Source organism: Kitasatospora sp. NPDC085464, from assembly GCF_044541955.1.
GTDB lineage: Bacteria > Actinomycetota > Actinomycetes > Streptomycetales > Streptomycetaceae > Kitasatospora.
In genome coordinates, this window is record NZ_JBITTM010000069.1 from 16,595 (window position 1) to 42,789 (window position 26,195).

The 26,195-nt window shown below is 73.4% G+C and carries 20 protein-coding genes; 5 read left to right on the top strand and 15 right to left on the bottom strand.

From position 1 onward, the window contains the following. Positions 1-91 precede the first annotated feature (91 nt). From ACIGG8_RS38775 to ACIGG8_RS38785, 3 genes are all read right to left on the bottom strand, one after another. A complete protein-coding gene (locus ACIGG8_RS38775; protein WP_396553297.1) occupies positions 92-439 on the bottom strand; it encodes a DUF4259 domain-containing protein in 348 nt (115 codons plus the stop codon). Positions 440-537: 98 nt separating this feature from the next. Next, the gene (locus ACIGG8_RS38780) at positions 538-963 is read right to left on the bottom strand and encodes a DUF4267 domain-containing protein (RefSeq protein WP_396553298.1); all 426 of its coding nucleotides are present in this window, start codon (positions 961-963) and stop codon (positions 538-540) included. Positions 964-1,074: 111 nt separating this feature from the next. After that, complete coding sequence (locus ACIGG8_RS38785) at positions 1,075-1,425, bottom strand: antibiotic biosynthesis monooxygenase family protein (protein WP_396553299.1); 351 nt, start codon at positions 1,423-1,425, stop codon at positions 1,075-1,077. Positions 1,426-1,646: 221 nt separating this feature from the next. Between ACIGG8_RS38785 and ACIGG8_RS38790 the strand changes: the two genes are divergently transcribed. After that, positions 1,647-2,228 carry a TetR family transcriptional regulator gene (locus ACIGG8_RS38790; RefSeq protein ID WP_350522336.1) on the top strand — a complete coding sequence of 194 codons (582 nt, stop codon included), beginning with the start codon at positions 1,647-1,649 and terminating at the stop codon, positions 2,226-2,228. Positions 2,229-2,553: 325 nt separating this feature from the next. On the opposite strand, the gene ACIGG8_RS38795 is transcribed toward ACIGG8_RS38790, so the two are convergent. The 3 genes from ACIGG8_RS38795 to ACIGG8_RS38805 form a co-directional block, all read right to left on the bottom strand. Then, complete coding sequence (locus tag ACIGG8_RS38795) at positions 2,554-3,270, bottom strand: hypothetical protein (RefSeq protein ID WP_396553300.1); 717 nt, start codon at positions 3,268-3,270, stop codon at positions 2,554-2,556. Between the two features lie 516 nt (positions 3,271-3,786). Next, on the bottom strand, positions 3,787-3,951 hold the full coding sequence (locus tag ACIGG8_RS38800) for a hypothetical protein (protein WP_350522339.1): 165 nt from the start codon (positions 3,949-3,951) through the stop codon (positions 3,787-3,789). 569 nt (positions 3,952-4,520) lie between these two features. Beyond that, positions 4,521-7,283, bottom strand: coding sequence for a tetratricopeptide repeat protein (locus ACIGG8_RS38805; RefSeq protein ID WP_396553301.1), 2,763 nt, complete (start codon positions 7,281-7,283; stop codon positions 4,521-4,523). A gap of 349 nt (positions 7,284-7,632) precedes the next feature. On the opposite strand from ACIGG8_RS38805, the gene ACIGG8_RS38810 reads away from it, so the two are divergent. Next, positions 7,633-8,406, top strand: a complete 774-nt coding sequence (locus ACIGG8_RS38810) for a glycosyltransferase family 2 protein (protein ID WP_396553302.1) — start codon at positions 7,633-7,635, stop codon at positions 8,404-8,406. 227 nt (positions 8,407-8,633) lie between these two features. Here the strand turns inward: ACIGG8_RS38810 and ACIGG8_RS38815 are convergent, their stop codons facing one another. The 3 genes from ACIGG8_RS38815 to ACIGG8_RS38825 all read right to left on the bottom strand — a co-directional run bounded on the left by ACIGG8_RS38815 (position 8,634) and on the right by ACIGG8_RS38825 (position 11,757). Then, positions 8,634-9,584, bottom strand: coding sequence for a DUF2218 domain-containing protein (locus ACIGG8_RS38815; protein WP_396553303.1), 951 nt, complete (start codon positions 9,582-9,584; stop codon positions 8,634-8,636). A gap of 350 nt (positions 9,585-9,934) precedes the next feature. Further along, positions 9,935-10,585 carry a response regulator gene (locus ACIGG8_RS38820; protein WP_396553304.1) on the bottom strand — a complete coding sequence of 217 codons (651 nt, stop codon included), beginning with the start codon at positions 10,583-10,585 and terminating at the stop codon, positions 9,935-9,937. Continuing rightward, a complete protein-coding gene (locus tag ACIGG8_RS38825) occupies positions 10,582-11,757 on the bottom strand; it encodes a sensor histidine kinase (RefSeq protein WP_396553305.1) in 1,176 nt (391 codons plus the stop codon). Before ACIGG8_RS38825 ends, ACIGG8_RS38820 begins: the two co-directional genes overlap by 4 nt. A gap of 202 nt (positions 11,758-11,959) precedes the next feature. On the opposite strand from ACIGG8_RS38825, the gene ACIGG8_RS38830 reads away from it, so the two are divergent. Together ACIGG8_RS38830 and ACIGG8_RS38835 are read left to right on the top strand one after the other, a co-directional pair. Beyond that, entirely contained in the window at positions 11,960-14,212 is a 2,253-nt protein-coding gene (locus ACIGG8_RS38830) for an MMPL family transporter (RefSeq protein WP_396553306.1), read from the top strand. 305 nt (positions 14,213-14,517) lie between these two features. Next, positions 14,518-15,513 (top strand): WD40 repeat domain-containing protein, encoded by a 996-nt coding sequence (locus ACIGG8_RS38835; RefSeq protein WP_396553307.1) that lies wholly within the window; start codon positions 14,518-14,520, stop codon positions 15,511-15,513. Positions 15,514-15,881: 368 nt separating this feature from the next. On the opposite strand, the gene ACIGG8_RS38840 is transcribed toward ACIGG8_RS38835, so the two are convergent. Then, on the bottom strand, positions 15,882-16,538 hold the full coding sequence (locus ACIGG8_RS38840; protein ID WP_396553314.1) for a helix-turn-helix domain-containing protein: 657 nt from the start codon (positions 16,536-16,538) through the stop codon (positions 15,882-15,884). A gap of 143 nt (positions 16,539-16,681) precedes the next feature. Here ACIGG8_RS38840 and ACIGG8_RS38845 point away from each other — a divergent pair, with 143 nt between their 5' ends. Further along, positions 16,682-17,671: an alpha/beta fold hydrolase gene (locus ACIGG8_RS38845; protein ID WP_396553308.1), complete on the top strand. Its 990-nt coding sequence runs from the start codon at positions 16,682-16,684 to the stop codon at positions 17,669-17,671. 50 nt (positions 17,672-17,721) lie between these two features. Here the strand turns inward: ACIGG8_RS38845 and ACIGG8_RS38850 are convergent, their stop codons facing one another. From ACIGG8_RS38850 to ACIGG8_RS38870, 5 genes are all read right to left on the bottom strand, one after another. Further along, positions 17,722-18,783, bottom strand: a complete 1,062-nt coding sequence (locus tag ACIGG8_RS38850) for a glycosyltransferase (protein WP_396553309.1) — start codon at positions 18,781-18,783, stop codon at positions 17,722-17,724. 1,058 nt (positions 18,784-19,841) lie between these two features. After that, on the bottom strand, positions 19,842-20,543 hold the full coding sequence (locus ACIGG8_RS38855; RefSeq protein WP_396553310.1) for a hypothetical protein: 702 nt from the start codon (positions 20,541-20,543) through the stop codon (positions 19,842-19,844). Positions 20,544-20,817: 274 nt separating this feature from the next. Beyond that, positions 20,818-23,562 carry a M4 family metallopeptidase gene (locus tag ACIGG8_RS38860; protein ID WP_396553311.1) on the bottom strand — a complete coding sequence of 915 codons (2,745 nt, stop codon included), beginning with the start codon at positions 23,560-23,562 and terminating at the stop codon, positions 20,818-20,820. A gap of 306 nt (positions 23,563-23,868) precedes the next feature. Beyond that, positions 23,869-25,344, bottom strand: a complete 1,476-nt coding sequence (locus tag ACIGG8_RS38865) for a UbiD family decarboxylase (protein ID WP_396553312.1) — start codon at positions 25,342-25,344, stop codon at positions 23,869-23,871. Between the two features lie 13 nt (positions 25,345-25,357). Then, positions 25,358-25,963 (bottom strand): non-oxidative hydroxyarylic acid decarboxylases subunit B, encoded by a 606-nt coding sequence (locus tag ACIGG8_RS38870; RefSeq protein ID WP_396553313.1) that lies wholly within the window; start codon positions 25,961-25,963, stop codon positions 25,358-25,360. Positions 25,964-26,195 lie beyond the last annotated feature (232 nt).

Here is a 26,195-nt window from a genome sequence, read left to right on the forward strand (position 1 = left end):
ACTGAGCCGGCCTGTCGCGCCTACGCGTCGCCGAAGAGCGGAACGTCGATCGACGGAGGTGGTGGGTCGAGCACCGAACAAAGAGCCTCGATCAGGGCGATCCACCGAGCGCAGTCGGCGGCCGCGCCCCAGCTCTCGGTGATGCCGAACTCATCGGAAGCGATGCGCGCGAGGACCTCGCCGGCGAGCAGGCGGAGGTCCGAACCATGGCCTCCCGCTCGACGGGCTCGGCCTCATCCAGCGCTCCGGCGAAGTCGGCGGCCGTGTCGTTGTCGAACGGGCCGACCCTGTCGTGGTTCGCGCGGCTCTCCCCCGCCAGGAGTCGGCGTCGTCGGCGGTCCGGTAGGAGTCTCCGGAAGGGTGCGGACCTCGGCGTGGTGGGCCGTGCGGTCGACCATTGCGGCTGCGACGACGTCGCCGGAAGAAGCGCTGGTCCCACGAGGATCGGTCGAAGTTCGGCGGGCGATCGGGGTTCAACGCGGAGTTCAAGGCAGCGCAGGCGCCGCTCGCAGGCTGCGCGGCCCCGGGGCGGTGGAATCAGGCGGGCTGCGGGACGGTCGTCCCTGGGGCGGCCGCGGTCTTGCGGGTCTCGCGAAGCATCAGCAGGCCAGTGGACGCCATGAGGGTCGCGGTCAGGCCGTGGACGCCGAGCGCGGTGGCCGCCGAGCCGTGGTGGGCGAGCACGGTGGCCATGTCGCCGTAGGCGGCGAGGGCCTCCACGAGCAGCACCCAGCCCAGTGCCCGGCGGTGGCCCGTCACCAGCAGGACGCCCAGGACCAGGGCCAGGACGACGTCACGGATCCCCTTGACGACGAGGAAGCCGCCGCCGTCGCCGGACGGCCAGGCCGGCAGGCCGAAGCCCGGTGCCGTAGTCGCCGGGCTCAGGATGAACTCCGTCCCGAACCAGAGGATGAAGAGGACGAAGGCGGTGGCCAGGACGGTGTTGATCTTCTTCAGTGACACGGTTCTTCTCCTTGCGGGCCTCGGTGCGGTTCAGTCAGAACCGGGTGGGTGAGCGCGGATGGCGGGGCCGGGGCGCCGTGGCGCCCCGGCCCCGCGCATCGATGCGTGGTGTCACGCGTCGATCCGCTCGAAGATGTGCGGGTACGACACGATGTCGTCGGGGAACTCGGCCGCCAGGCGCTGGAACTCCGGGCTGCCGAACGCCGCGGCGAGCGCCCCGGTGGACTCCCAGACCGCGATGTTCATCAGGAGGCGGCTGCCCGCCGCCCCCTTGTGCATCTGCAGGCTGATGAATCCCGGCTGGGCCTGCATGAACTCCGCCTGCCTGCGGAAGAGCACCAGGAAGGCTTCGGTCCTCTCCGGCGGAACGACGAACGTGTTGGCCAGGACGATCGGCCCGGTGTCCTGCGTGAACTGCGCGAACAGCGGCGTGCTCGGGTCCAGGCTCTGCAGCTCGGCCATCTCCGGTACTTCCTCTCGCTCTCGGTCTGCCCCACGGCACCGGATCCGGCGGCGCTCGCCGCCCAGTGGCGCACGAGGGGGTCTGTCGGGCATTCATGTCGCTTCGCCGCAAGGGCAGTTCGGCGACAGCCGCGATGCCAACGCTTGTTGGTCAACGCTTGTTGGCAAACGTAGAGCGGCGATTCTGGACTGTCAACACCTGTTGGCCTACAGTTGTTGGCATGACCGGCACCACGGAGAACCAGCAGGCCGCCCGGCGTTCCGACGCCACCCGCGCCACGATCCTCGCCGCGGCCCGCGAGCGGTTCGCGGCGGACGGCTACGAGAAGGCGACCATCCGGGCCATCGCACGCGACGCGAAGATCGACCCGTCGATGGTGATGCGCTACTACGGCAACAAGGCCGGCCTGTTCGCGGCGGCCGTCGCCATCGACCCCGGCCTGCCCGGCCTGCCCGTCGAACCGCGCGAGGAGATCGGCCGCACCCTGGTGCGCCACTTCCTCACCCTGTGGGAGGAGAACGGCGAACTCACCGCCCTGATGCGGGTCGGCGCCACCGACCCCACCGCCGCCGAGCGCATGCACAGCGTGCTGCGCGACCAGCTGATCCCACTGGCCCGCCGCGTCGGCCCCGCACCCGAGCAGGCACCGGCGCGGGCGGCACTGTGCGCCTCGACCGTGCTCGGACTCGCACTCACGCGCTACGTACTGCGATTCCCCGAGAGCGTGGACCTCTCCCCCGAGCAGATCGTGGACTGGCTCGGACCCACGCTGCAGCGCTACCTGACGGCGCCGACACCGTAGACGACAGTCGGCACAGCGACCGGAGCGACCGAAGCGACCCACTGGGGCGCAACAGCGTCGCCCAGGCCACCCACCACCGATCCGGACGGCACGAGGAAGCCCCGGCGGGCATGCAGCGGCGCAGAGAAGGCGGACGGCGTGGCATCGGTGACGGCCAGTCAGTTTGCGGCGTCCTGCCACCGGGGCGGCAGGCCAGGTATCGGGCGTGCACGACCCGTCCACCCGGCGCTCGCCTGCCTTCCGGCCTCGGTACGTGCGACGGGGCCGCGACGGGTCGGCCCCCGTCGCGGCCCCGCGGATCACTGCCCCGCGTAACCCTCCCGGCTCAGCTGCCCAGCGGGCGGAGGGCCGAGTCCAGGGGGTCGAGCGACCAACCGCCGCCGCCGGGGCGGCAGCTGAGCGCGGTGTCGGCCGTGTCGGCCGCGTTGGTGCTGGTGTTGAAGTTGGCGTTCGGGGTGTTCGGCAGCACGCCCATGTAGTACATGCCGGCCGACGTCCACACGCACTGGTGCAGGTTGAGGTAGCGGTTGCCGGCCAGGTCGAAGGACTTGACGGCGGAGTTGGCGAGCGTTAGCGTCCAGCCGCCACCGCCCGGGCTGCACCGCAGCACCGTGTCGGGCGTGTCGGACACGTTGGTACCGGCGTTGAAGTTGACGTTCGGGGTGTTCGGCAGGATGGCCGTGTAGTGCTGGCCGGCCGAGAAGTACACGCACTGGTGGACGTTCAGGTAGCGGCCGGCGGCGAGGTCGAACGCCTTCACCGCCGAGTTGGCGGGCGCCGGCATCCAGCCCCCGCTCCCCGGACCGCAGGAGAGCGCCGTGTCGGGCGTGTTGGAGACGTTCGTCCCGGTGTTGAAGGACGTGTCGGCAGTGTTCGGCAGCAGGTTGGTGTAGTGCCCACCCGGGCCGTAGTACACGCACTGGTGGATGTTCAGGTAGCGCGCGGCGAGCCGCGGCCCCGGCGGCCCCGCCACGGCGGTACTCCCGAGGACGAGGGCGACGGCCCCCGTGACCGCCGCCACGGTGATCGACAATCTACGCATGGTGCACTCCTCCCGAACCCACGCCCACCCGTCAGGGCGTGCACGCACCAAGCTAGTGGGGACCGGCGGGTGGGTGGTCATGACCGCACGTCGGTAACCCATTCGGCCGTATTGAGCGGACGATATGCCCATCAGATCGGACGACCGCCCAGCTCGGCTTGAGCTGGGCGAGGACGGCGAGGACGGCACCCGAGGTGCGTGGCGCCTGCTGACGGCGTGCCATGGCTTCCGCATACGGCCGCACATGTAACTCGGCATGCCCCCCGACGAGGACAACCGTCGGGTGAAGGCCATCCCGACCTGGTTCGAATACAACCAGTCAGGATGATGACGGCCTCGTACCGGCAGCCGGCCGCTTCGACGTCCGGCAGTGCGTCGACGGTGGCGAGGTCGGGCAGCACCGTCGAGCTTGCGGGGGTAGGGCGCCTGCCGTTGAAGGGGGCGGCGGGGTGGAGCCGGACCAAGTGCCGCTGGGGCAGGGGGCGAGGCGCCGTGGCGGGCTCGTGACCCGGGCCGTCATCGGCCTCGGCGCAGTTCCCGCACGCATTCCGCGACGGCGCGCAGGATGCCGGCGCGGTCCTCGGAGGCGGTGTCCTTCAGCGCGAGGCCGGTGATGGTCACCAGGGCGATCGCGAGGATCGCGAGCCCGGCCAGGGCCACCGTTGCCCACCAGATGTCCATGCGTCAGTCCTTCCCGAGGAGCCTCGGCCTTCCCCGGGCGGGGTGGCCACGGGCAGCTTCTCCAGGACGCGCAGGGGCGGCTACGGATGCCGGATCGCCGGATTTCCGTCCGCGAGCTGCCAGGTGGGAGGAGCATGGTCCGGGGGCGCCGGATCGGCCGGATCGGATCGGCCGGAGCGGCAGTCGATCGGGAGGGGCGGACGTGAGCGCGAGGAACGAGCACGCCGGACGGCGAGCCCTGGCGCAGGAGCTCGGGCGGCTCGGCGAAGCGCTGCGCGATCTGCACGCCAGGGGCAAGAACCAGAAGACCGCGGTCGCGGAGGCCAACAGGCGTCTTCGCGCAGCCGCAGGACCCGGCGGCGGCAGGGATCTGCCCGTCACGACGGCGCGAGCGGGCCGCCGACGACTCCGACTGGCAGCTGCAGCGAACGGCCGTGACGGCGCTCGCCGATCGCTGGCCGTACGACCCGCAGATCCACGCACTCGCCGAACGTCTCGCCGACGAGTGGTAGCCGGCGCAGCTCTGACGAGTGGCGGCCGGCATGCCCCGGCGGGCTGTACCGCCTCCCTCAGTCCTCCACCCCGGCGCCGGCACCAGGTGCACCGGCGCGCGCCTGCAGCGCGGCCCGGGCCGCCTCGGCGAGGCGGTAGGCGTCCTCCAGCGCCTCGTCCAGTGCGGGCAACCGGGGCAGCACGTGCGGGCCGACCGCCTCGATGGCCAGTTCGGCGTCCCTCGCGGCCTGCGCCGGATCCTCGGCGAGGACGGACTCCCCGCGGTGGACGCGGAGGAGTGCCACGGCGTGGCGCCCCGACAGCGTGGTGTCGTCGTGGGGGCCGAAGACGCGTTCCTGGTGCGGCCGCAGGCTCTCGGCGAGCTTCAGCGCCCGCTCCGTTTCGCCCGCGGTGGCGTAGGCGTTGACGAGGTTGCCGGCGGAGATCAGGGTGTCGGGGTGGTCGCGGCCGAGGATCCGCGACCGGAGCGGGAGGACGTGCTCCGCGATCGCGACGGCCTCGTCGTGGCGGCCGGTCCTCCGGCACGACACCGAGAGGTCGGCGAGGGCCTTGAGGGTGTCGGGGTGCTCGGGGCCCTGGACCCGGTACCGGTCCGCCACGGCCCGCTTCCGCAGGACGAAGGCTTCCTCGTCCCGCCCCGTCGCGGCGTACGAGGAAGCGAGCGAGACCCGGACGGCGATGGTGTCGGGGTGGTCGGGCCCGAGAATGCGCTCGGAGACCTCCAGCACCTTCTCCTCGATCTCCATCGCGTCCCCCAGCCGCCCGGCCTGGGCGTAGCTGGAGGCGAGGCTCGCCAGTGCGATGAGCATGCGGGGGTGTTCGCCCGTGCCGAGCAGGCTCGCGAGTTCCATCACGACCCGTTCCTTCAGGACGAGTGCTTCGTCGTGCCGCCCGTTGATCTCGTAGGCGAGGGCGAGGTTGTTCCGCGCGTTCACGGTGTCGGAGTGGGACGGGCCCAGGACCCGTTCCCTGGCGGCCAGGACGTGTTCCTTGAGCGTGATCGCGTCGCCCTCGTAGCCGAGGTCCGTGTAGGAGCCGGCGACGGAGGCGAGGGCAACGAGGGTCTTGGGGGAGTCGGCGCCGAGGAGGCGCTCGAACTCGACCGCGACCCGCTTCCGGAGGGCGAGGGCCTCCGCGGCCCGTCCGGCCAGTGCGTAGGCGGCGGCCAGGTTGGCCTGTGAGGCGAGGGTGCGCTCGTCCTCGGGACCCAGTTCGGCCGTGTCGGCCTCGGCCTCCTGCGTCCAGTGGTCGACGGCTTCGGCGTGCAGACCCGCGCCGAGGAGACTCAGCCCTGCTCTCTGCCGCAGCGCGAACCCCGGGAAGAGCCGGAGGACCTCCGGCCCGACCGTGTCACGCAGGGTCTCGGTGTTGGCCCGGAGGCAGGCGGCGAGGCGGTGGTCGAGGTGGTCCTCCTCCGGCCAGAGCCGGTACATCGCGAACATCACCGCGGACCGGGCGGGGGTCGGGTCCGGGGTGGTGTCCCGGGCCGCGCGGGCGGTCAGGGCGTGGATGGAGACCTCACGGTGGGCGGCCACCGTGCCCCGGTGCGGGATGTCGACCCCGGCCGGGTAGTTGCCGATCAGGTTGTAGGTGTGCAGGACGGCGAGGACGGTGAGCGCCTCGTCGGCTGTGACCGGCGGGGGCTCTCCCGCTTCGGCCGGCTCCGCGTCGGAGCCGTCGCCGGGTGCCGCCGGACCGGGCACCGCTGCTCCGGCGGCGCGCTGCTCCGTGGCGCGCTGCTTCGTGAGGTAGTCGGTCACCGCCCTGGTGGTCCAGAGTTCGCGGGGGTGTCCGGCCGGGTCCAGCAGGCCCGCCAGTCGGACGGCCGGGACGGCGAGGCCCTTGGGCTCGGTCTGCTGGGCGGCGTCCAGCGAGATCAGCAGCGCCGCGGCGACGGGCCGGCCGTACAGCTCGGTGTCCGCCTCGGGCGGCAGCACCGAGTCCAGGGTGCGGGTGCGCTCCCGGAAGATCTCCAGGTAGGCCGAGCAGGTGCGCTGTTGGTTGACCATGTAGGCGGCGGCGTGGGCGAGGGCGAGCGGCAGCCGTCCGAGCGCCTCGGCGAGCTCCTCGGCCTGCCGGTCCAGCAGGTAGGGGTAGCCGGCGGCGGTGAGGCGCTCGCGGAGGTAGGCGCCGGCCTCGGCCGCGTCGTAGACGTCGACCGGGACGACGGCCCGCCCGCCGCCGGACGCGTGGGCGCCGCGCTGGCGGGTGGTGGCGAGGACCCGGCCGTTGCCACGGCGTGACCGCCCGGGCCACAGCGGCCCGGTGGCGGTGAAGTCGGTGACGTCGTCGAGGACCACGAGCCAGCTGCGCTCGGTGCTGCTGAGCCAGTTCAGGAAGAGCCGGGCGTCCTGTGCGACGCGGTCGCGGGCGTTGGTGGCGCCGGGCAGCTGGACCGCGGCCGCGGCCTCGGCGTACGCGAGCAGGACGGAGACCGGGTCGGCTGCGGCCGCCCAGACCACCACGTCGACGCCGTCCTCCAGGGCCTGCCAGGCGTAGTGCGCGGCCAGCTGGCTCTTGCCGACCCCGCCGCCCCCGGCGAGGACCTGGGAGAGCACCACCGTCTCGCTCCCGGCCCGGACCCGGTCGATCGCCTCGCGCACGGCGGTGCGCGGCTGGAAGGCGCTGGCCAGGATCGGGATGACGCCGATGGACAGCGGCCACTCCGGCGGAGCGGGCGACGGCAGCTGGACGGTGACGGTGCCGCCCTGGATCACCGAGCCGTTGACCGTCGAGTTGTGGATCGCGTTGACGACGGTCGTCCGGCTCTCCGCCTCCGCGCCGTCCCCCGACCGCTGCGGCGGCGTCACTTCTTCCATGATCTGATCCTCCGTCAATTGGTGTGACGGAGAACATCCTTGCGCGGGACACGGCCGATCGGCACGGGTTCGGCCGAACTCGCCACCCGCACCGCGGCCTGCCGTGCCGACGGGCCGACGGCGCCGGGGGGCGGGCTCGGCGCGTGGGGCCGGCGCGTAGACCAGCGCGTGGGGCCGGGGCCGTCCGGCAGTGGATCGGCGGTGCGCTGCTTGCTGCGCTGCAGGTCCACGCCGCGGTCGGCCACGCGACGACCCGCCCCGGCGACGCACACGGCGGCGGACTCACGTAGCCTTGGCCGGCGACGACAAGATCCATGACGCCTCCGACCGAGGTGGGTGAGGAACTGCTGTGCCCCTGGTTTCTGTGGTGATGCCGGTACACAACTCGGTTGCCACCGTCGGCGCGTCGGTGCGCTCCGTGCTCGCGCAGACGCACGCCGACGTCGAGCTGCTGATCACCGACGACGCGTCCACGGACGGCTCCATGGACCTGTTGCGAGACCTGGCCCGCCAGGACGAACGGGTGCGCCCGGAGGCCGCTCCCGGGCAGGGCGGTGCGGCCAAGGCCCGCAACCTCGCCCTCGCACGGGCGCGCGGCGAGTACGTGGCCTTCCTGGACAGCGACGACATGTGGCTCGCGGAGAAGCTGGAACGGCAGCTCGCGTTCGCCGCCGACGGCGATGCCCCGTTGACGTTCACCTCTTACTACAAGGTCGACGGCGACCACGCCGGCGAGGCCTGCGACTTCACGCCCAACGGACGGGTGATCGAGGCCAGGGATCGCGTGACCTACCGGGACATGCTGGTGCAGGACCACATCGGGGCCCTGACCGCGATGTACGACCGGAGTCGGCTGGGCACCCGGCTGATGCCCGACATGCCGAAGCGGCAGGACTACGCGCTGTGGCTGGCGATCATGCGGGACGGGCACCCCGCCCGGGGGCTGCGGGAACCGCTGGCGATCTACCGGTCCGGCCGGGCGGGGTCGCTGTCCTCGAACAAGCTGTCGCTGGTCGAGCACAACTGGAGGCTCTACCGCGATCACGAGCAGCTGTCGCTCCTCCGGTCCACGCGGGCACTGGCCGGGGCGGCCTGGCACTCGGCGCGGAAGGCACGCGTCTAGAGGCCGGCGGCGCCCGGCACTCACCCCCGGGGACGGATCCGCCGGGCGCACGTCGTGGAGAACATCCTGCGAGGCCCCGGCGACCCGGCCGGACTCCCCGCGAGCTGCGCGGACCTCCGGGACGTCGTGGAGACGTTCACCGACACGGCACGACGGGCCCTGAACACGTAGGGCCCGGTCCGGCGCCGCCGCGAGGAGGCGGAGGGTCGGCGGCGGTCACCACGTGGTCACCGCTTGCGCGCCAGGGTCACCCCGTCGCGGACCGTCAGCATCACGGCGTCCACCCGGTCGTCCGCCGCGATGAACTCGTTCAGCCGGCGCATCGCCAGGTGGTGCTCCTCCTGGTAGGCCGGGTCCAGGGAACGGCCGCCGAGCAGGACGTTGTCGAGGACGACCACGCCGCCCGGGCGCAGCCGGCGCAGGATCTCCTCGTAGTACGCGGGGTAGCTCTGCTTGTCCGCGTCGATGAAGGCGATGTCGATGTGCGGCTCGTCCGGCAGCGCCCGGAGGGTGTCGAGGGCGGGGGCGATCCGCAGGTCGATCCGGTCGGCCACCCCGGCGCGCTCCCAGTGCTCCCGGCCGATGGCGGTCCACTCGGCGTTGGTGTCACAGGCGAGCAGGCGGCCGCCCTCGGCCAGGCCGCGGGCGATGCAGAGGGAGGAGTAACCGGTGAAGACCCCGACCTCCACGGCGAACTTCGCGCCCAGCATCCGCACCAGCATGGTGAGCAGCGCACCCTCGTCGGCCGAGACCTGCATCCAGGCGGCCCGGCCGGTGGCTTCCCTGGTCCGCTCGGCGAGGTCGTGGAGCACCTGGTCGGCGGGGGTGCAGTGGCGCAGTGCGTACCCGTCGACCAGCGGGTGGATCGGCTCCAGTTCGGCGCCGTCGACGGGCGTGTTCCACTCGACGGTGAGTTCCTCCTGGGTGGCGAAGCGCACCAGGTGACGGGCGACCAGGTCCTGGACCTGGCTCAGCGCCTCGGCGTCGGCCGCGGCCGCGATCAGTTCCAGCTCTCCCGGGCGGGCGGTCATGACGCAGTTCGCGCCGTTGCCGAGGGTGACGGTGCCGCGGTCCTGGGCGTCGAGCGTGGTGCCGGTCTTGTGGCCCAGGTGGGAGACGAGCTGCTTGAGGTAGCGCTCGGGGCGGTCGGTGGTGACGTGGGTGATGGACAGCGGCACGGGGTTCCTCTCGCCGGGGTGGTGCGGTGGGGCGTGCGATGCGGGGCGGGCGTGTGATGTGAGGCGGGCGTGCGATGCGGGGCGGGCGTGTGATGTGAGGCGGGCGTGTGATGTGGAGCCGGGTCAAGCGTCGATGATCGTCGACGCTGGTTCAAGGCCCTCGGGCACCCGCTGCGCCACCGCCTGGTCAACTGCAGAAGGCCGGGGTGCGGGCAACACGGCTGGGGGCGGGCGAGAGTCCGACCGCGGAGGCCTACGGCCTGCTGGTCAGCCTCTTTCCGGCCGACATCCCGAGGTTGGGGCCGGACGCCGGGCGGCGGTACCGGCCACCGGCCGGCCCAGCCCGGGTGTCAGTCGTCGGCGATGCCCTCCTGGATGGCCAGGACGGCGAGGCGCACCCGGTTGGGAGCGTCGGTCTTGGTCATCAGGTTGGACACGTGCGTCTTCACCGTGGTCAGGCCGATGTGCATGCGGGCGGCGATCTCGCTGTTCGAGAGGCCGGCGGCGATGAGCCGCAGAACCTCCCGTTCCCGCTGCGTGAACGGTGTGCCCGCGCTCGGTCGTCCGGCCGTTCCGCCCCAGGCCAGGGCGGCGCGGGTGACCACCCGGTGCAGCACGGTCGGGCTGTACGGGCTGTCGCCCGCCGCGGCGCGCCGGACGGCGTCGAGCACGGCCGCCGGTTCGACGTCCTTGCCCAGGAAGCCGCAGGCGCCGGCGCTCAGCGCGGGGTAGAGCCGGTCGTCGTCGTCGAAGGTCGTCAACACGACGACGCGGGCGGCCGGGTGGACGCGGAGAGTACGGGCGGTGGCGGCGATGCCGTCCGTCCCGGGCATGTGGAGGTCCATCAGCACCACGTCCGGCCGCAGCCGTTCGGCCAGACGGACCGCCTCCGCGCCGTCGGCGGCCTCCCCGGCGACGACGAGGTCCTGCGCGGACTCGCAGAGCATCCGCACCCCGGCGCGGACCAGTTGCTGGTCGTCGACGATGAGCACGCTGATCACGGGCCCACTCCGGTCGCCGTGGGTGGCAGGGTCGCCGCGATCCGCCAGCCGCCCGGGGCGGGTCCGGCGTCGAGCGTCCCACCGACCAGGGCGACGCGCTCGCGCATGCCCAGCAGGCCGTGACCCCCGGACCGCTCCGGGTGGCCCGGCAACGGCGGGGTCGCGCCCGTCGGCAGGGTGTTCTCCAACGCAAGGGACAACGTCCCGTCCTCCATCTCCATCCGCAGCCGGATCCGGGCCGCGGGGCCGGCGTGCTTGGTGGCGTTGGCCAGCCCCTCCTGGACCAGCCGCAGGACCGTCAGCGACCGCATCGCGTCGAGTCGGGCGATCCCGGGATCCACCTCGGCGTGGACCGCCATTCCGGACTGGCGGCTGCGTTCCACCACGCCCCGGACGGCGGCGGGCAGATCCGTCGTCTCGGCGAGCAGCGGGGCGAGGTGGTCGGCGGCGGGCTCGCGCAGCGCGGTCAGCAGCCTGCGCAGGTCGGTCAGCGCGGTGTTCGCGCTCGTGTGCACGTCGTCCAGCACCTCGGCGAGGCGCGGGTCGGCCGGTGCCAGCACGTGCCGGGCCACGCCGACCCGCAGCACCGTGGACGCCAGGTGGTGGGCGACCATGTCGTGGAGCTCGCGCGCGATCGCCGCCCGCTCGCCCATCCTCGCGCCCCACTCGGCCAGGTGTCGGCTGCGCTCTGCCTCCAGCGCCCGCTCCCGGGCGATGCCGGCGGCGCGCTCCGCGGAACGGATGTAGGCCGCCAGCAGGACGGGCACGCCGACGATCACCGCAGCCCGGTACAGCGCCGGGAACATCTCCGCGGACGGCGGCCAGCCGGTGCGGACCAGCTGGGCCAGGGCCAGGGCAGCGGAGGCGACAGCGGTCGGTCTCCCCCAGCGGCGCACCGCCAGCTCGAACAGGGCCGCGCTCGCCCCGACCTTCGCCTCCACCGTGACCAGCGGGGCACACAGTTCCGCCAGCGCCAGCATGGCGCACTGGCCCATCGCCGTCCCCCACGGCCCGAAGCCGCCGAGCGCGGACAGCGCCAGCACCCCGAGGCCCACGGCCCAGTCGGCCGCCCCCAGCTCGCCGGGGCGGCGCAACAGCAGCAGGTAGCCGAGGCCGAAGGCCACGAGGGCCAGCCGCATCGGGCCGAACCTGCGACCGAAGAGGCGATCCATCCGTCCACGCAACACGGGACCAGACCCTACGTCCCGTCAGGACGGAATCTCCTCCCCCGAGCGGAGGAGACGCCTCCTCCTTCCGGTCGGCCGGGATCGGGCCGGTCGCCCGAGGCCGGAACCCCGCCCGGACCGCCAACCTCGGGACAGCGCCCGCTGACGCCCCGCGGGCCCCGTGTCCCACCCTCCCAAGGAGTCACCCGTGTTCGCCCTGCTCGGAAGATTCGCCGCCCGGCGCCGACGACTGGTCGTCGTCGCCACCCTCCTGTTCACCCTGGTGGCCGGCCTGTGGGGCACCCAGGTGTTCGGCGCGATCACCGGTGGCGCCGGCTTCGACGACCCCGACAGCCCCTCCGTCCGGGCCGACCGGGTGCTGGCCGGCCCGCTCGGCCGCCTGCAGCCCGACGCCGTGGTGCTCTACCGCAGCGCCGACCGCCGCATCGACGACCCCGACCTCTCCGCGCGGCTCCGCACCGCCCTGGACGCCGTCCCGCGCGAGGACCTGACGCATCTGGAGTCGTACTGGTCCAGCCACGGCTCCGCGGACTTCGTCAGCCGCGACGGCCGCTCCACGTACGTCACCCTGCAGTTCGCGGCGTCCGACGACCAGGAGCGGGTCAGGGCGCTCCAGCGCATCGCGGACCGCTTCCGGGTGTCGGGCCTGGACGTCGCGTTCGGCGGTGTCACCGCGATGACCGAACAGGTCAACGCGCTGACCGGCCGCGACATCGGGCGCGCGGAGCTGCTCTCGGTACCGCTGCTCCTCGTCCTGCTCGTCCTGGTCTTCCGCAGCGCGATCGCCGCCCTGCTGCCGCTGGCCACCGGCGCCGTCGTGGCGCTCGGCTCGTTCACCGTGCTCCGGATCACCGCCTATGCCGTGCCGATCTCCAGCAGCGTGATCAACGTGATCACCATCCTCGGGCTCGGACTGGCCATCGACTACGCCCTGTTCATGGTCAGCCGCTACCGCGAGGAGCTCGCCGCCGGCACGCCGCCGGACCTCGCCGTCGAACGCACCACCGCCACCGCCGGACGCACCGTCGCCTTCTCCGGGCTGGCCGTCGCCATCTCCTTCGCGAGCCTGATCCTCTTCCCCTCCCGCTTCCTCAGCTCGATGGGCTACGCCGCCGTGTCGGTCACCGCCTTCGCCGTGCTGAGCTCACTCACCGTCCTGCCCGCGCTGCTGCGCATCACCGGGCACCGCGTCGACGCCCTGCGGATCCCGCTGCCGTGGGGCCACCGGGCCGGTGCCTCCCGGCGCCAGGCCGCGCCCGCACCGGGGCAGGGCCACTGGTACCGCGCCGCCCGCCTGGTAATGCGTCGTCCGGTGCCGACCTGCCTCGCAGCCGTCGCCCTGCTGCTCACCGCCGGTGCGCCCTTCCTCGGCGCGAACTGGGCCCGCCCCGGTGACTGGGTCCTGCCCGCCGACGCCGACGCCCGCGTCGTCGCCCGTCAGTTGGGCACCGGGTTCGACCACGACCCGACCAAGGTGCTCACCGCCGTCGTCCGGCTCGACGGTCCGGCGGGCACCGCCTCCCCCGCGCTGGAGGCCTACGCCCGACGGCTGGGCGCGGTACCCGGGGTCACCGGCGCCGCGGTGACATCCACCCACGGCGACACCGCCCGCATCACCCTGCGGTACGGCGCGGACCAGATGTCGCAGGAGGCCGCCGCGATGGTGCGCGACCTGCGGGCGCAGACACCACCGGACGGCGCCACCGCGCTGCTCACCGGCATGCCGGCCTCCCGCGTGGACATCGTCCGCATGATCGGCTCCCGGGTGCCGTGGATGGCGCTGTTCGTCGCGGCGGTCTCCGCCCTGGTGCTCTTCCTGGCCTTCGGCTCGGTGACGATCCCGTTGAAGTCCGTTCTGCTGAGCGCACTTTCCCTGTTCGCCGCGTTCGGCGTGATCACCTGGATCTTCCAGGACGGCCACCTGCACGGCCTGTTGGGGTTCACCCCGATCGGCGCGATCGACGCCGACTTCCCGGTGCTGATCGTCGCCATCGCCTTCGGCCTGGCCATGGACTACCAGGTGTTCCTGCTCTCCCGGATCAAGGAGCACCACGACCGCGGCGCGGGCACCGAGGAGTCGATCGCCCTCGGGCTCCAGCGCACCGGAGGGGTGATCACCAGCGCCGCGCTGCTGCTGATCGTCGTGGTCTGCGGCTTCCTCGCCTCCTCCATCGCTTTCATGCAGATGATCGGCGTCGGACTGGTGGTCGCCGTCGCGGTCGACGCCACCGTGGTCCGGGTGCTCCTCGTCCCCGCGACGATGCGTCTGCTGGGCCGCTGGGCCTGGTGGTCCCCACGTGCCCTGACCGCGCTCCGGCGGCGCGTCGGACTCGGCCGCGCCGAGGCCCCCGCAACGCCCGGCCCCCCGGCCACCGAGGCCGCCCCCGTTCCCCCGGGTGCCCACGTCGCCCACATCGCCCACATCGCCCGGGAACGGTGACACCGGCCGACGCCGGCCCACAGTCGGCCCGAGCCCGTGGCCGGGGCTGCGCCGGCGGTCGAGGCGGCGCCGGCGGCCGGGGGATCGCCGGCAGCAGCTCCGACTCCGACTCCGGTGCCGGTGCCGGAGCCGGAGCCGGAGCCGGAGCTGACGAGGGCGCGCCCGTTGCCCGTCCGTCCGGCTGGTAGCGTCCCGCCGTTCGGGGGGCCGCCGCGCGGACGGTACCGCCCCCCTCTCCCCCTTCGAGGACAGTGAGGTTCGGCAGGAATGCGCAGGGCGACCCTTTCACGGCCCGGGACGGACCCGTGCTGATCGGCCCGGGCCAACTGCTCGGCGCCGAGCTCGACGGGCGGTCGGTGGTCATCCGGCCGGGCTCGACCCAGGGCCGGGGCTTCTCGGTGTACGACGCCGAAGACGGTTCCCTGGTACGGGAGTTCGCGCTCGGCGAGCGCTTCATCGGCGGCCCGCTCTGCCGGATGCACGTCGACGCCGGCGGCGGATCGCCGGTGCTGGTGCTCCTGCAGCAGTCCCGGGGACTGCGCGGGGCGCTGTTCCAGGTCGACCTGATGACGGGCGAGCGGGCCTGTCCCGACACCTGGGGCAAGCGGCGCAAGCCGTGGGGCCGGACGTGGCCGCGGATGTCGGCGGTGGTTCCCCATCTCGGCCCCGACGGGCAGCGGAGCCTGCTGCTCGGATGGAGCGACGGGCGTGTGGAGCCGGTCGACGCGGTGACCGGGGAGCCCGCGGGGCCCCGGATGCGCGGTACCGGCCGCAGGCAGGTGTGGTCGCTGGCCGCGTTCACCGCGGCGGACGGCACGCCCCGGCTGGCCGGCGCGGACGCCGACGGGCTGCTCCGGGTCTGGGACCTGGCGACCGGCCGGCCGGTCGGCGGCCCGGTCAAGGCGCACAACGGGCCGATCTCCCGCCTCGTCGCGTACCCGGCGGACGGCCGGATCCTGCTGGCCACCGGCGGTACGGACCACTCGGTGCGGATCTGGGACCCGGAGACCCGGACGCCGCTCGGCAGGATGATGGTGCAACCCGAGAACACGCTGGGCCTGTGCGCCTATCAGGTGGACGGCCGGGCCGTGCTCGCGGTGGCCTCGGACCGCCTCTACCGGTACGACGCGCTCACCGGGCAGCCGGTGGGCGAGCCGGTCGACGGGTGGGAGGACGACGCCTGCATGGGGGTGTGCGCCGTCCGGGTGGGCGACCGGGTCGCCCTGGTCGCCGCGGACGAGATAGACGTGCGGCGCCTCGACGGCGCCACCGGCGAGGGGTGGCCCGCCGGGACCGCGTGAACCCACCACCGGGGCGTGGGACAGCCGCGATCGAGGCTGATCTATCCTCACGGACCAGGACGGACGGACCTCGGGTGGGGAGCAGACCAGGTGGGAGCGTGGGGCGCTCGGTTCGCAGCGCCGGCAGGGGCCCGACCGTGGCCGGCGCGGACCAGGGCGGGAATGAATCCCGTCCTGTCCGCCGAGCAGGTGCGCCGGTTCGAGGAACGGTCCTGATCGTCACCGGTCCGGCTGCCGGCCAAGTCTGGGAGGACGACCTGAGCGTGAACGGCACGCTCCGCCCCGGCCCGGGCTTCGGCGTCTGGTACCCGGCGAGGCTTCCCCGGAAGCCCGGGTGACGGATGGCGACGCCCGAGGTCCGCTCCGCGCTACCGGGCCGCGCGGCCGGGGGCCGGGGTGCGCGGCCGTAGGCGCTCCCCCTGCGGCCCGAACATGACCAGGTATTCGACCGGTCCGTCGGGTCCGGCGTTCGCGACCCCGTGGGCGGTGCGGGTGTCGAACTCGACCACTTCCCCGGCGCTCAGGACGAGGTCCTGCTCGCCGAGCGCCAGCCACAGCCGCCCGTACAGGACGCAGAGCCATTCGTACCCGTCGTGGGAGACCTGCCGCGGCCGCGCCGGCGGCGCGTCGACGGGCGGCAGCACGTGCTTGTGGGCGTGCAGGCCCCCGACGTAGCGGGTCAACGGCAGCACCGCCTTGCCGTCACCGGGACGCTGCGGCATCGGGATGCGCGATCCGGCCGCGGTGCCGGACGCAGGGCTGGGCGCGGTGCCGGGTGCGGTGCCGGGCGCGGTGCCGGGCGCGGTGCCGGCCAGCTCGTCCAGGGAGACGTCGTACGCCTTCGCGAGGCGCAGCAGCACCTCCAGGGTCGGCTTGCGCCGACCGGTCTCGATCCGCGACAGCGTGCTCAGCGAGATGCCGGTCGCGCGGCTGACGCCGGTGAGCGTGGCTCCGCGCTGCTCGCGCGCGGTCCGCAGCCGCGGGCCCATGGCCGCCAGCGCGTCGGCCACGACGTCGTCCGTCACCATCGCCCGACTCCCTCCAGCCGTGCCGCCTCCACCGCCCTGCCCTGCCAGTTTGCCAGAATGACAAGGGTGCTCGCGTCGGGCGGCCGCCGCGCCGCAAGATCGGTGGGAAACCGCGGCCGACCGTGAACCGAGGAGAAGCCATGCACCAGCCCGCGCCGTCCACCGACCTGCGCCACCGCACCATCGAGGCGCCCGCCGGCCGCCTGCACCTGGTCGAACAGGGCACCGGACCGCTGGTCCTGCTCGTCCACGGCTTCCCCGAGTCCTGGTACTCCTGGCGCCGCCAGCTCCCGGCCCTCGCGGCAGCGGGATACCGGGCCGTGGCGCTCGACGTGCGCGGCTACGGCCGCTCCTCCAAGCCGGCCGCGACGGACGCCTACCGGATGCTCGACCTCGTGGCGGACAACGTCGCCCTGGTGCGCGCCCTGGGCGAGGAGACGGCGGTGGTCGTCGGGCACGACTGGGGCTCCACCATCGCGGCGACCTCCGCCCTGCTCCACCCCGAGGTCTTCCGGGCCGTCGCGCTGCTGAGCGTCCCCTACGCGCCGCCCGGCGGCCCCCGCCCCACCGACGTCTTCGCGCAGATGGGCGGTGACCAGGAGTTCTACGTCTCGTACTTCCAGGAGCCCGGCCGGGCCGAAGCGGAGATCGAGCCCGACCTCCGGGGCTGGCTCGCGGGCTTCTACGCGGCGCTGTCCGCCGACACCATGCCCACCGAGGGCGAGCCCGACCCCCACTTCGTGACCCGCACCGGCGGCCGGCTGCGCGACCGCTTCCCCGCCGGCAAGCGGCCCGCCTGGCTGACCGAGGACGACCTCGACGTGTACGCCGGGGAGTTCGAGCGCACCGGCATGACCGGGGCCCTCAACCGCTACCGCACCATGGACCGCGACTGGGAGGACCTCGCCCCGTACGCCGGCGCCCCGATCAAGCAGCCGTCCCTGTTCATCGGCGGCGCCCTGGACGCCTCCACGACCTGGATGGCCGACGCGATCGACGCCTACCCGGCCACCCTCCCCGGTCTGGCCTCCGCCCACATCCTGGACGGCTGCGGGCACTGGGTCCAGCAGGAGCGCCCCGAGGAGGTGAACCGCCTGCTGACCTCCTGGCTGGACTCCCTCCAGGACTGAACCTCGGACGTTCCGGCCGGGCTCCGTCGCAGGAGAGCCCGGCCGCGGGCTCAGGCCGGCACCGGCACGACCGCCCGCGCGGCCCGCTCCGCGAACTCCCGGTTGGCGAGCGTCTGTTCGCGGTACCGCTCGGGCAGGTCGGCGAGGGCCGGCAGACGGTCGCAGGCCTCCAGCGAGCCCTTCGGATCGCCGACCCAGTACGACGTGACGGAGTACTCGAAGAGCAGCCCCCAGCGGTACACCCAGGGCTGGGTGAACAGCCAGTCGTCGGGCATCGCGCGGTCGAGGCCGGCCCGGGCGAAGGCGTGTGCGCTGTGGTGGCGTCCCATCAGGCGCAGGCGGGAGACCAGTTCGTAACAGGCCTCCAGCCGTTGCGGCCGGCTCTCCCAGGCACGCAGCAGCGCCTCCATGGCCGACGGCCAGTCGCCCTGCTCGGCGGTCAGCACGCCGACCTGGAGCAGCGCGTAGTAGACCTCCTCCGCCCACGCCCCCATCCCCGCGCGCCGCCGGTACAGCTCGACGGCCTCGGCGGTGCGGCCGAGGTCGCGGAGGGTCTGGGCGAGGTAGAAGACCGTGCGCGGGTTGGCGGGGTCGCGTTCGAGGTCCTCCCGCAGCAGGCGTGCGTCGCGCTCGAACTTGTCGGACCGCGACCCGCCGTCGGCGAAGTGCTCGATGACCAGCGCGTCGAGGTCAGCGGACCAGTCGACCTGATTCGTCGTCAGGTACTCGTGGGTGGCGCCCTCGTAGCGCCAGGCCTTCGAACCTCGGACCAGCCGCTTGATCCGGTACTCCAGGTCGGCGGCGTGGCGCAGCAGGTAGGAGTCGGCGGTCAGCTCCGCGAGCGGGCCCTCCTGCCGCACCACCATGTCGGCGTCGACGAGCAGCAGGTAGTCGGCCTTGCCATGGGCGTGCCGGATGTTCAGCGTGCGGTTGTGCCCGAAGTCGACCCAGGGCTCCTCGTGCAGCTCGCCGGGGATTCCCGCGAGCGCGCGGCGGATCAGCTCCTGGGTCCCGTCGGTCGATCCGGTGCCGGAGATGACCCAGGTGTCGACCAGGTCGCGCACGGAGGCGAGGCAGCGTTCGATGACCGCCGCCTCGTCCTTGACGATCATGCACAGGCAGACGGTGGGCCTCGCCCCACGGGGGCGGAAGTTCTCGTGTGGTGCCACAACGGCCTCTCGGGGGTGGGGCTGCGGGGGCGTGGGGAGCGGCGGGTGGACGGAGCAGGGCAGGCGGAGTTCCGCCCCTGGTCCCGCGCGGTGGGTCCTGACTCTATTTCGGCCGCCCGTTCGTTCCGCGGTCCCACACAGCCTCCCGCCGTCCGGGTGCGCCCCATGTGCACGGCCGGTGTGGGCCAGGTCGGTGATTTCCCGGGACGCCGCCATCCGGGCCACAGGTGCAACCGGGCCCATCGGGCCCACGGGAGCCACCGGCGCGACGGGAGTGGGCGCCACAGGTGCCGCAGGCGCCACGGGACCCACCGGTCCGACCGGCCCCACCGGCCCCACCGGTCCGACCGGAAGCGCCGGGCCCACCGGCGCTGCAGGAGCCACCGGCGCCCAGGGCCCGTGCAGTTCGCTGGAGACCGCGGTCCACGGCCAGTTCCTCTGCACCGGCGCCGTCAAGAACGGCGCCGTGCAGGTCGGCAGCCAGCCGCTCAACGGCTCGGGGGCCGGGACCACCACCTGGGCGTCCGCCCAGGCCCTGCCTGCGGGTGCCTCGCCCGCGTGCAGCGTCTCCGTGGTCGACCAGGGCGACCAGGGCGACCAGGGCGACCACGTCATTCTCCAGGCGATCACCACGAACGGCTTGGTGTACCAGACGAGTTGCACCTTCGCGAGCAACACGTCGCCGGTGAGCTGCCCGATCCCGTGGGCGCTGCTCTCCTCGGAACCCGCCGCAGTGGGAATCGGGCGCTCCGCCGTTCGGCACCGAGCAGCAGCGCGGCCCGGCCCCCGCCGAGGGGGCACGGTCGATCAAGGTGTCCTGGGAGCCGTACGTCCGCCGCCCCTCCTGATCCGCCCTCCCGGACGGACCCCGCCCGCCCCTGCCTGCCGTGTCGGGGCGGGCGGCGCGTCCGGGAGGGCGGGGCGATCAAGGAGACAGCAACCACGCGGCACAATGCGCGTGCGGTCATCGGGCCGTCACGGGCCGTCTCCCGCCCTGCTCGTCAAGGAGTGTCAGTCGCCGCGTACTCCCCCGTCAGGCCTGCGCGGGCCAACGCCCGGACGATGGCCGGCCCGTCCGACGAATCCCCGTCCGACGACCGGTCCGACGAGTCATCGTGGCAGTCGGTCCGGACCAACCGGTCAAGCAGCTTCTGCGGCTCCAGCCGGTACGCCTCCGCGTCGGCCAGGAGGCTTTCGGCGCTCGCCCCGCCGACCGTGCGGTCCAGGTTGGCCGTCAGTTCGGCCAGTACCTCGCCGCGGTCGATGAAGGAGCTCATGCCGCAGTCCAGGCCGTCGTCGTCGAGGTCGTCCGGGTACGGTGCCCGGGCCCAGGTGCCGTTCTCGTACCAGTAGACGCACCCGATCTCGTACGCTTCGATCCGGTCCCGCAGTTCCTCGTACGGCAGCCAGTCCGGGCCGCCCGCGAGCACGTCGATCGCCGGCTCGTGCCACTTGACGCCGCTGGCCTCGTCCTCGCCGTAGAGCACGAACCGGCCGTCGCCGCCCTTGGACATGACCCACCAGGTGCAGCCGCAGTCGTCCCAGTGCAGGCCCTCGTCGTCGATCCACCGGCCGGTGCGGTGACGGGGCGGGCGCTCCTCGTCCTCGGTGGTCGCCCCGAGGGCTGCGAGCAGTGCCCAGCGCGCCCACAACTCCTCGGCCGGCGGAAGGTCCTGCGGCAGTCCCGGCCGGTGAACGGTCATGTGTGGTGCCCCCGTGTGCGTTCCGATGGTGATCGCCGCACACGATACGGTCCGACGCCGACACGACCGGCCCGGGGCCGGCCCGGGGCCGACCCGGTGACCCGGTGACCCGGTGTCCCGACCGTGCTCCGGGCCCGACGTGAGGAGGCCCCGCCCGGCCGCGAAGGGGAAGCGGCCGGGCGGGGGACCGGGGAGCAGCGGGGTCCTGGCGTCCGGGGTCGGGACGCTCGGGGTCGGGAGGCTCGGGGTGGGACCCCGGGGCAGCGTTCCTCGGTCAGCAGGTCACGGCCGCGCTCTCGCGCATGACCAGATCGGTGCGGCCGGGCGTGGCGTCCGCCCAGAGCACCCGGGTGCCGTGGTCGGCCACCGGCATGTACTGGCCGCCCCGGTTGCAGGAGAACCGCTGCGGGGTACCGCCCTCGATCGGGAGCTGCCACAGCTTCGGCAGGTCTGCGTTGGCGACGCGCCGGCCCTTGGGCCAGGTGAAGGCGTAGGCGAAGGTGACGGCCTTCTCGGAGGCGGTCAGCTCGTCGATCTGGCGCGGCTGCGTGGTGCTGCCGGTCAGCAGGTCGCTCACGCCGGAGCCGTCGAGGGCGCCGGAGCGGATCGAGGTGCCGCGGCTCCCGTCGACCGGCGTCTCCAGCCAGAGCAGCCGCTTCCCGGTCAGCAGCGTGCGGACCGCCAGCGTCTCCCGGGTGTCGCCCGCACCGCCCGCGACGTACTGGGCGACGACCCTGCCCGCGGAGAGCGAGTAGACGGTCGGCGCGTAGACGGTGCGTTCGCCCTCCTGCCAGCGCTCGGTCCAGGCGAGCAGGTCTCCGCGCAGCGAGAGGGCCTGCCCGTGGTGGCCGTCGGGCAGCGCGATCGGTGCGGCCGGCGCGCCGTTCACGGAGAGCCACGGCAGGGTGCGGCCGGTGCTGAAGTCCATTGCCTCGAAGGCGACGGTCCCGCCGGCGACCCGGACGCCCGAGAGCATCTGGCCGGTGGTGCTGTGGACGGTGCGCGTGGCACCGCCGTCGAGCGGGCGGACCAGCACGGACCAGTCCGGCCGGCCCGGGGTGGTCTCGCCCTGGGAGACCCAGGCCGCGACGGTGCCGTCGGTGGCGGGCGCGCTGTGCGAGCGCTTGTCCCCGACCGGGCTGAGTCGGACCGGCTCGGCGGAGCTGCCGACGGTCCCGGTGAGGATGCCGAGGAAGCCTGCCTCGCCGTTGGCCATCACCCAGCGGCCGTTGACGACGTCGGGCCGGTTCTGGGTGCCCACGGTGAGCGAGCGCACCAGGGTGCGGCTGTCCATGCCGATCCGCCGCTCCCAGCCCTCCTTGATCCCGTGCGCGTCGAACGCGGCGGTCACCGTGCGGAGTTGGGCACGGGTGAGACCGAGCGTGCGACCGGCGGCGAGCACCGCGTTGCGGGCGTCGACGAAGGTGTCCAGCGGGGTGAGGTACTCGGTGAGCGCCCGGTAGACCAGCCGGTCGGCGAGCAGCGGGTCCAGGGTGCGCCGGATGTCCCACAGCGCGCCGCTCATGATCGCCGAGTTGTCGTGCGAGGCGTCCTCGGTGAAGTGGACCGGGAACCCGATGTAGTCGTTCACGGTGCTGCGGCCGGTGTCGAGGCGGCGCGCCGCGCAGTCCTGCGGGGTGCCGGTGCGGCAGAGGCTCTCGCCGAGCAGGGCGGCCCGCGGGTCGGTCATCGGGATGCCGAGGGTGGTGGCCTCGACCGCGTTGCCGAAGTAGTCGGCGAGGGCCTCGTCGAGGGCGCCGGACTGGTCGCGCATGACGAGCTTGGCGGTGTTCTCGACGACGCCGTGCGTCATCTCGTGGCCGGAGACGTCGAGCGCGGCGGCGAACGGGTAGTACTTGGCGTTGCCGCTCCCGTAGGTCATCCGCCCGCTGCCCCAGTAGGCGTTCGCCAGGCTCTCGCCCCCGCTGGTCACGTTCACGACGGCGTTGACCGGGCCGCCGACGCCGTCGATCCCGTCCCGGCCGAGCCGGTCGCGGAAGAAGTCGTAGACGGCGCCGGCGTTGCGCTGTGCCTCGGCGGCGCCGGTGGCGGCGAGCGAGGCCGGGAAGTCCGGGGTCGGCGAGCTCACCGGGCGGACCCCGTCGGGCAACGAGCCGCCCACCTCGTACTCGTCCCGGCCGCCCGCGTCGTAGACGGTCAGGGCGGTGGGGCGGGTGAGGTCGATCAGCTGGTAGGTGCCGTCCGGCAGGCGGGCGATGTTGACGCGGGTCGGACGGCCTTGGACGTCCGGCGCGGTTCCGACGGCGGGTTCGAGGCCGGCCGCCGGCGTAGCCGCGGCCGCGGCGGCGGGCGCCCCGGCGGCGCGGGCCCGGACGGTGTGGGCGAGGGCGACCGCGCCGGTGGTGGCGTCCACGTAGATCTCGCGGGCCCTGCCCTCCCAGACCGTCCGGTCGGTGCCGCGCACGGTGTAGTGCCGGGCCAGTCGGCCGGTGCCGCCGGGCAGCACCACCGGACCGCCGTCCTCGGCGGTGACGCCGGTGCGGGCCGGACCGTCCTCGACGGAGGCGAGCGCGAGGCCGCGCAGCACCTCGTCCGGCAGGGCCTGGACGGTCGGGGCGGTCAGGCCGGTGAAGTACTTGCCGCCGACCGACTCGACGTGCTGCGCCTGGCCCTCCCCGGCCAGGTGGACCAGGTAGGCGGCGCCGAAGACCGGCAGGCCGCCGTACCGCTGTTCGAACCGGACGGTGCGCCGGCCGTCCGCCGAGCGCTCCACGCCGGTCACGACGAGCTGCGCCGGGTCGACCCGGTAGCGCTCCCGGTGGGCGGCGAGGTGGGCGCGGGCCGCCTCCGCGGCGTCCCCCGGGGCCGGCTCGTCCACGCCGGTGACCAGCTGCGGGGCGGTGGTGTCCGTGCCGGCGACCAGACCGGGCACGGGGTCGGTGTCGGCGGCCGGATCCCCGGCCGGTCCGGCGAGCGCCGGCGGCACGCCGACGCCGAGGCCCAGAACGACGGCCACTGCGGCACCGAGCAGCCTGGGCGTACGGGAACGGTGGTGCACTGCGGGTCCTCCCTCGGGAAAGCGGGGGTCCGGTCGCATGCCGGACCACGCGTGCGCAGCGGGCGCCCACCCCGCGACTCGTCCGTTCTCCGGAGTCGGCCGCCCGCCATGTGACGAACATAGGTCATCATCCTTCATATGTCGACCAACTGCCTATGGAGTCCGGCCTGTCGACGGCTCACGACGAGGCGGGCGGGCCCCGGCGCCCGGCCGCGACGGTCCGCCGGGTCGGCGCCGGCGGACCTCGGTCCCCTTCCTGAGCCCTGAGCCCTGAGCCCCGAGCCCTCAGCGCTCAATCCTCAGCCCTCAGTCCTCGTCCCAGTGGTCGAGGACGAGTCGACGGATCCGGGCCGGGTAGGCCTCGGCGAACGAGCTGTGCGGCATGCGTCCTTGGCCGGGGGCGGGCTGGAGTCCGTCGTGGAGGACGACCGGGCCGGTCATGGCGGCCCGCTCGCTGTGGTGGTAGCAGTTCATCAGGGGGTGGATCAGGCCGTTCCACGCCTCCGCGCGGTCGGTGGGGTGGATGCGGGTGGCCAGGGCCCACAGCAGGTCGGTGTCGTCGGCGGGGTCGATGTCGTCGTCGAGGACGAAGACCCGGGCGTGCAGTCTCCCGGTCCGGGTCACCGTGTCCATGACTTCGCCGATGCGGTGGACGAACTCCCGGGAGTCGGTGTCCGGGAGCAGTTCGCGCCAGTTCGCAGGGACGGTGAGCACCAGCCAGTGGGAGGCCGCGCGCAGGGGTGACCAGGCCGTGGTGATCGGCAGGCCGGCGGCGCGCAGGTCGTGCAGGACGTCGGCGGCGATGCCGATTCCGGTGACGGTGTGGAACTCGTCCACCGGGCGCCCTTCGGCGACGATCGGCCAGATCGGGTCATCGCGGTGGGTGATGCACTCGACGGTGTAGACGGGCTGGTGGGAGACCTCGTCGGGGACGTATCCGGCGAACTCCCCGAACGGGCCCTCGACGGCGGAGCGTTCCACGGACAGGTGGCCCTCGATGACGATCTCCGCACCGGCCGGTACTTCGAGGTCCGACAGCTCGCACCTCACCACCTCGACGGGCTCGCCACGCAGCGCGCCGATGAAGCCGGCTTCGTCGACACCGTCGGGGAGCGGGATGCCGCCGACGAAGGGGATCGCCGGATCGCCGCCCTGGACGAGTGCGTAGGGCATGGGCTTGCCGATCTTCACCCATTCCTGCCAGATGAGACCGATGTGCTGGGGCGGTATGACCAGGCCGGTCATGTGGGTGCCGTCGATCATCATGATGCGGGCGATCGACCAGTTGGTCCACGAGCCGTCCGGGGTGCGCGCGACGATGATGCCCCAGGTGTTGAGGTACCGGCCTCCGTCCTGCTCGTGGACGCGGGGCACCGGGAAGCGGTCCAGCGTCGCATCCTCGCCGAGGAGGACGTTCTGCTTGCAGGGGGCCTCGGCGCGGGGCACGCGCCGGGTCGGCACCGGGGGCATGTCGCGGGTCGCCGCCAGCGTGTCCACGAGCTGCGCGGCGGTCAGGTCCGTGGGGAGCCCCAGGGAGAGCGCGACACGGGCGAGCGGTTTGCCGGGGACGGAGCTCAGCGAGGCGGGCGCGCCCATCAGGCGGAAGCCGGGCTCCGCCCCGCCGACGTTCTCGAAGAACGGCGCGGGAGCGGTGCGCTCGTAGGAGAGGCGGGTGATCGCCGCGGCTTCCAGGTCCCAACTCACCTCGCGCTTCACGCGTTTGAGGTCGCCCAGGGCTTCGAGTGCGGCGATGTGCTCACGGAGGTCCTTGCGGTGGTTCACGGGTTCGGTTCCTTCACTGGTTGATCCGGAGGGCCGTCGGGCGCGTGGTGGCAGCGGGACGCATGCCTTCCCAGCGCCGGGCCCGTGTGGAGTCGATGCCGAACTGGTCGCAGATCCTCGCCACGATGTGGTCGACGACGTCGTCCACGGTGGCCGGATGGTTGTAGAACGCGGGCATGGGCGGCACGATGGCGGCGCCCATGCGGGCGAGGGTGAGCATGTTGTCCAGGTGGATCTCGCTCAGCGGGGTCTCGCGGGGGACGAGCACCAGCTTGCGGCGCTCCTTGAGCGTGACGTCCGCGGCACGGGCCACCAGACCGTCGGCGTACCCGGTGCGTATCCCGGCGAGCGTCTTCATGCTGCACGGGACGATCACCATCCCGTCGGCGGGGAACGAGCCGGAGGCGATGGACGCCCCCTGGTCGTCGGGAGAATGGACGGTGTCGGCCAGAGCCGAGACGTCGCGGGTGCTCATCCCGGTCTCCAGCTCGACGGTGGCCCGCGCCCAGCGCGTCAGCACCAGGTGGGTCTCCACATCGGGATGCCGGCGCAGTTCCTGGAGGAGCCGGACCCCCAGGACGGCTCCGGTCGCTCCTGTCATTCCGACGATCAGGCGCACTGTGTCTCCCTGTGCTCTCACGGTGGACGGACGGCCCGCGGGCAGGGCCCCGTCGCTCTGTCGGGTCGTCCGGCCGTCGGCTCTTCGGGGCGTCGGCCCCTCGGAGCTTCCGGGCGTCGGGTCGTCAGGCGTTGGTGTTGAGGGTGTCGTCGAGCCAGTCGTAGATGCGGGCCTGGGTCAGGCGCATGGCGCCGGGGTGGCAGTGGGCGCCGGCGCCTTCCTCGGCGGTGAA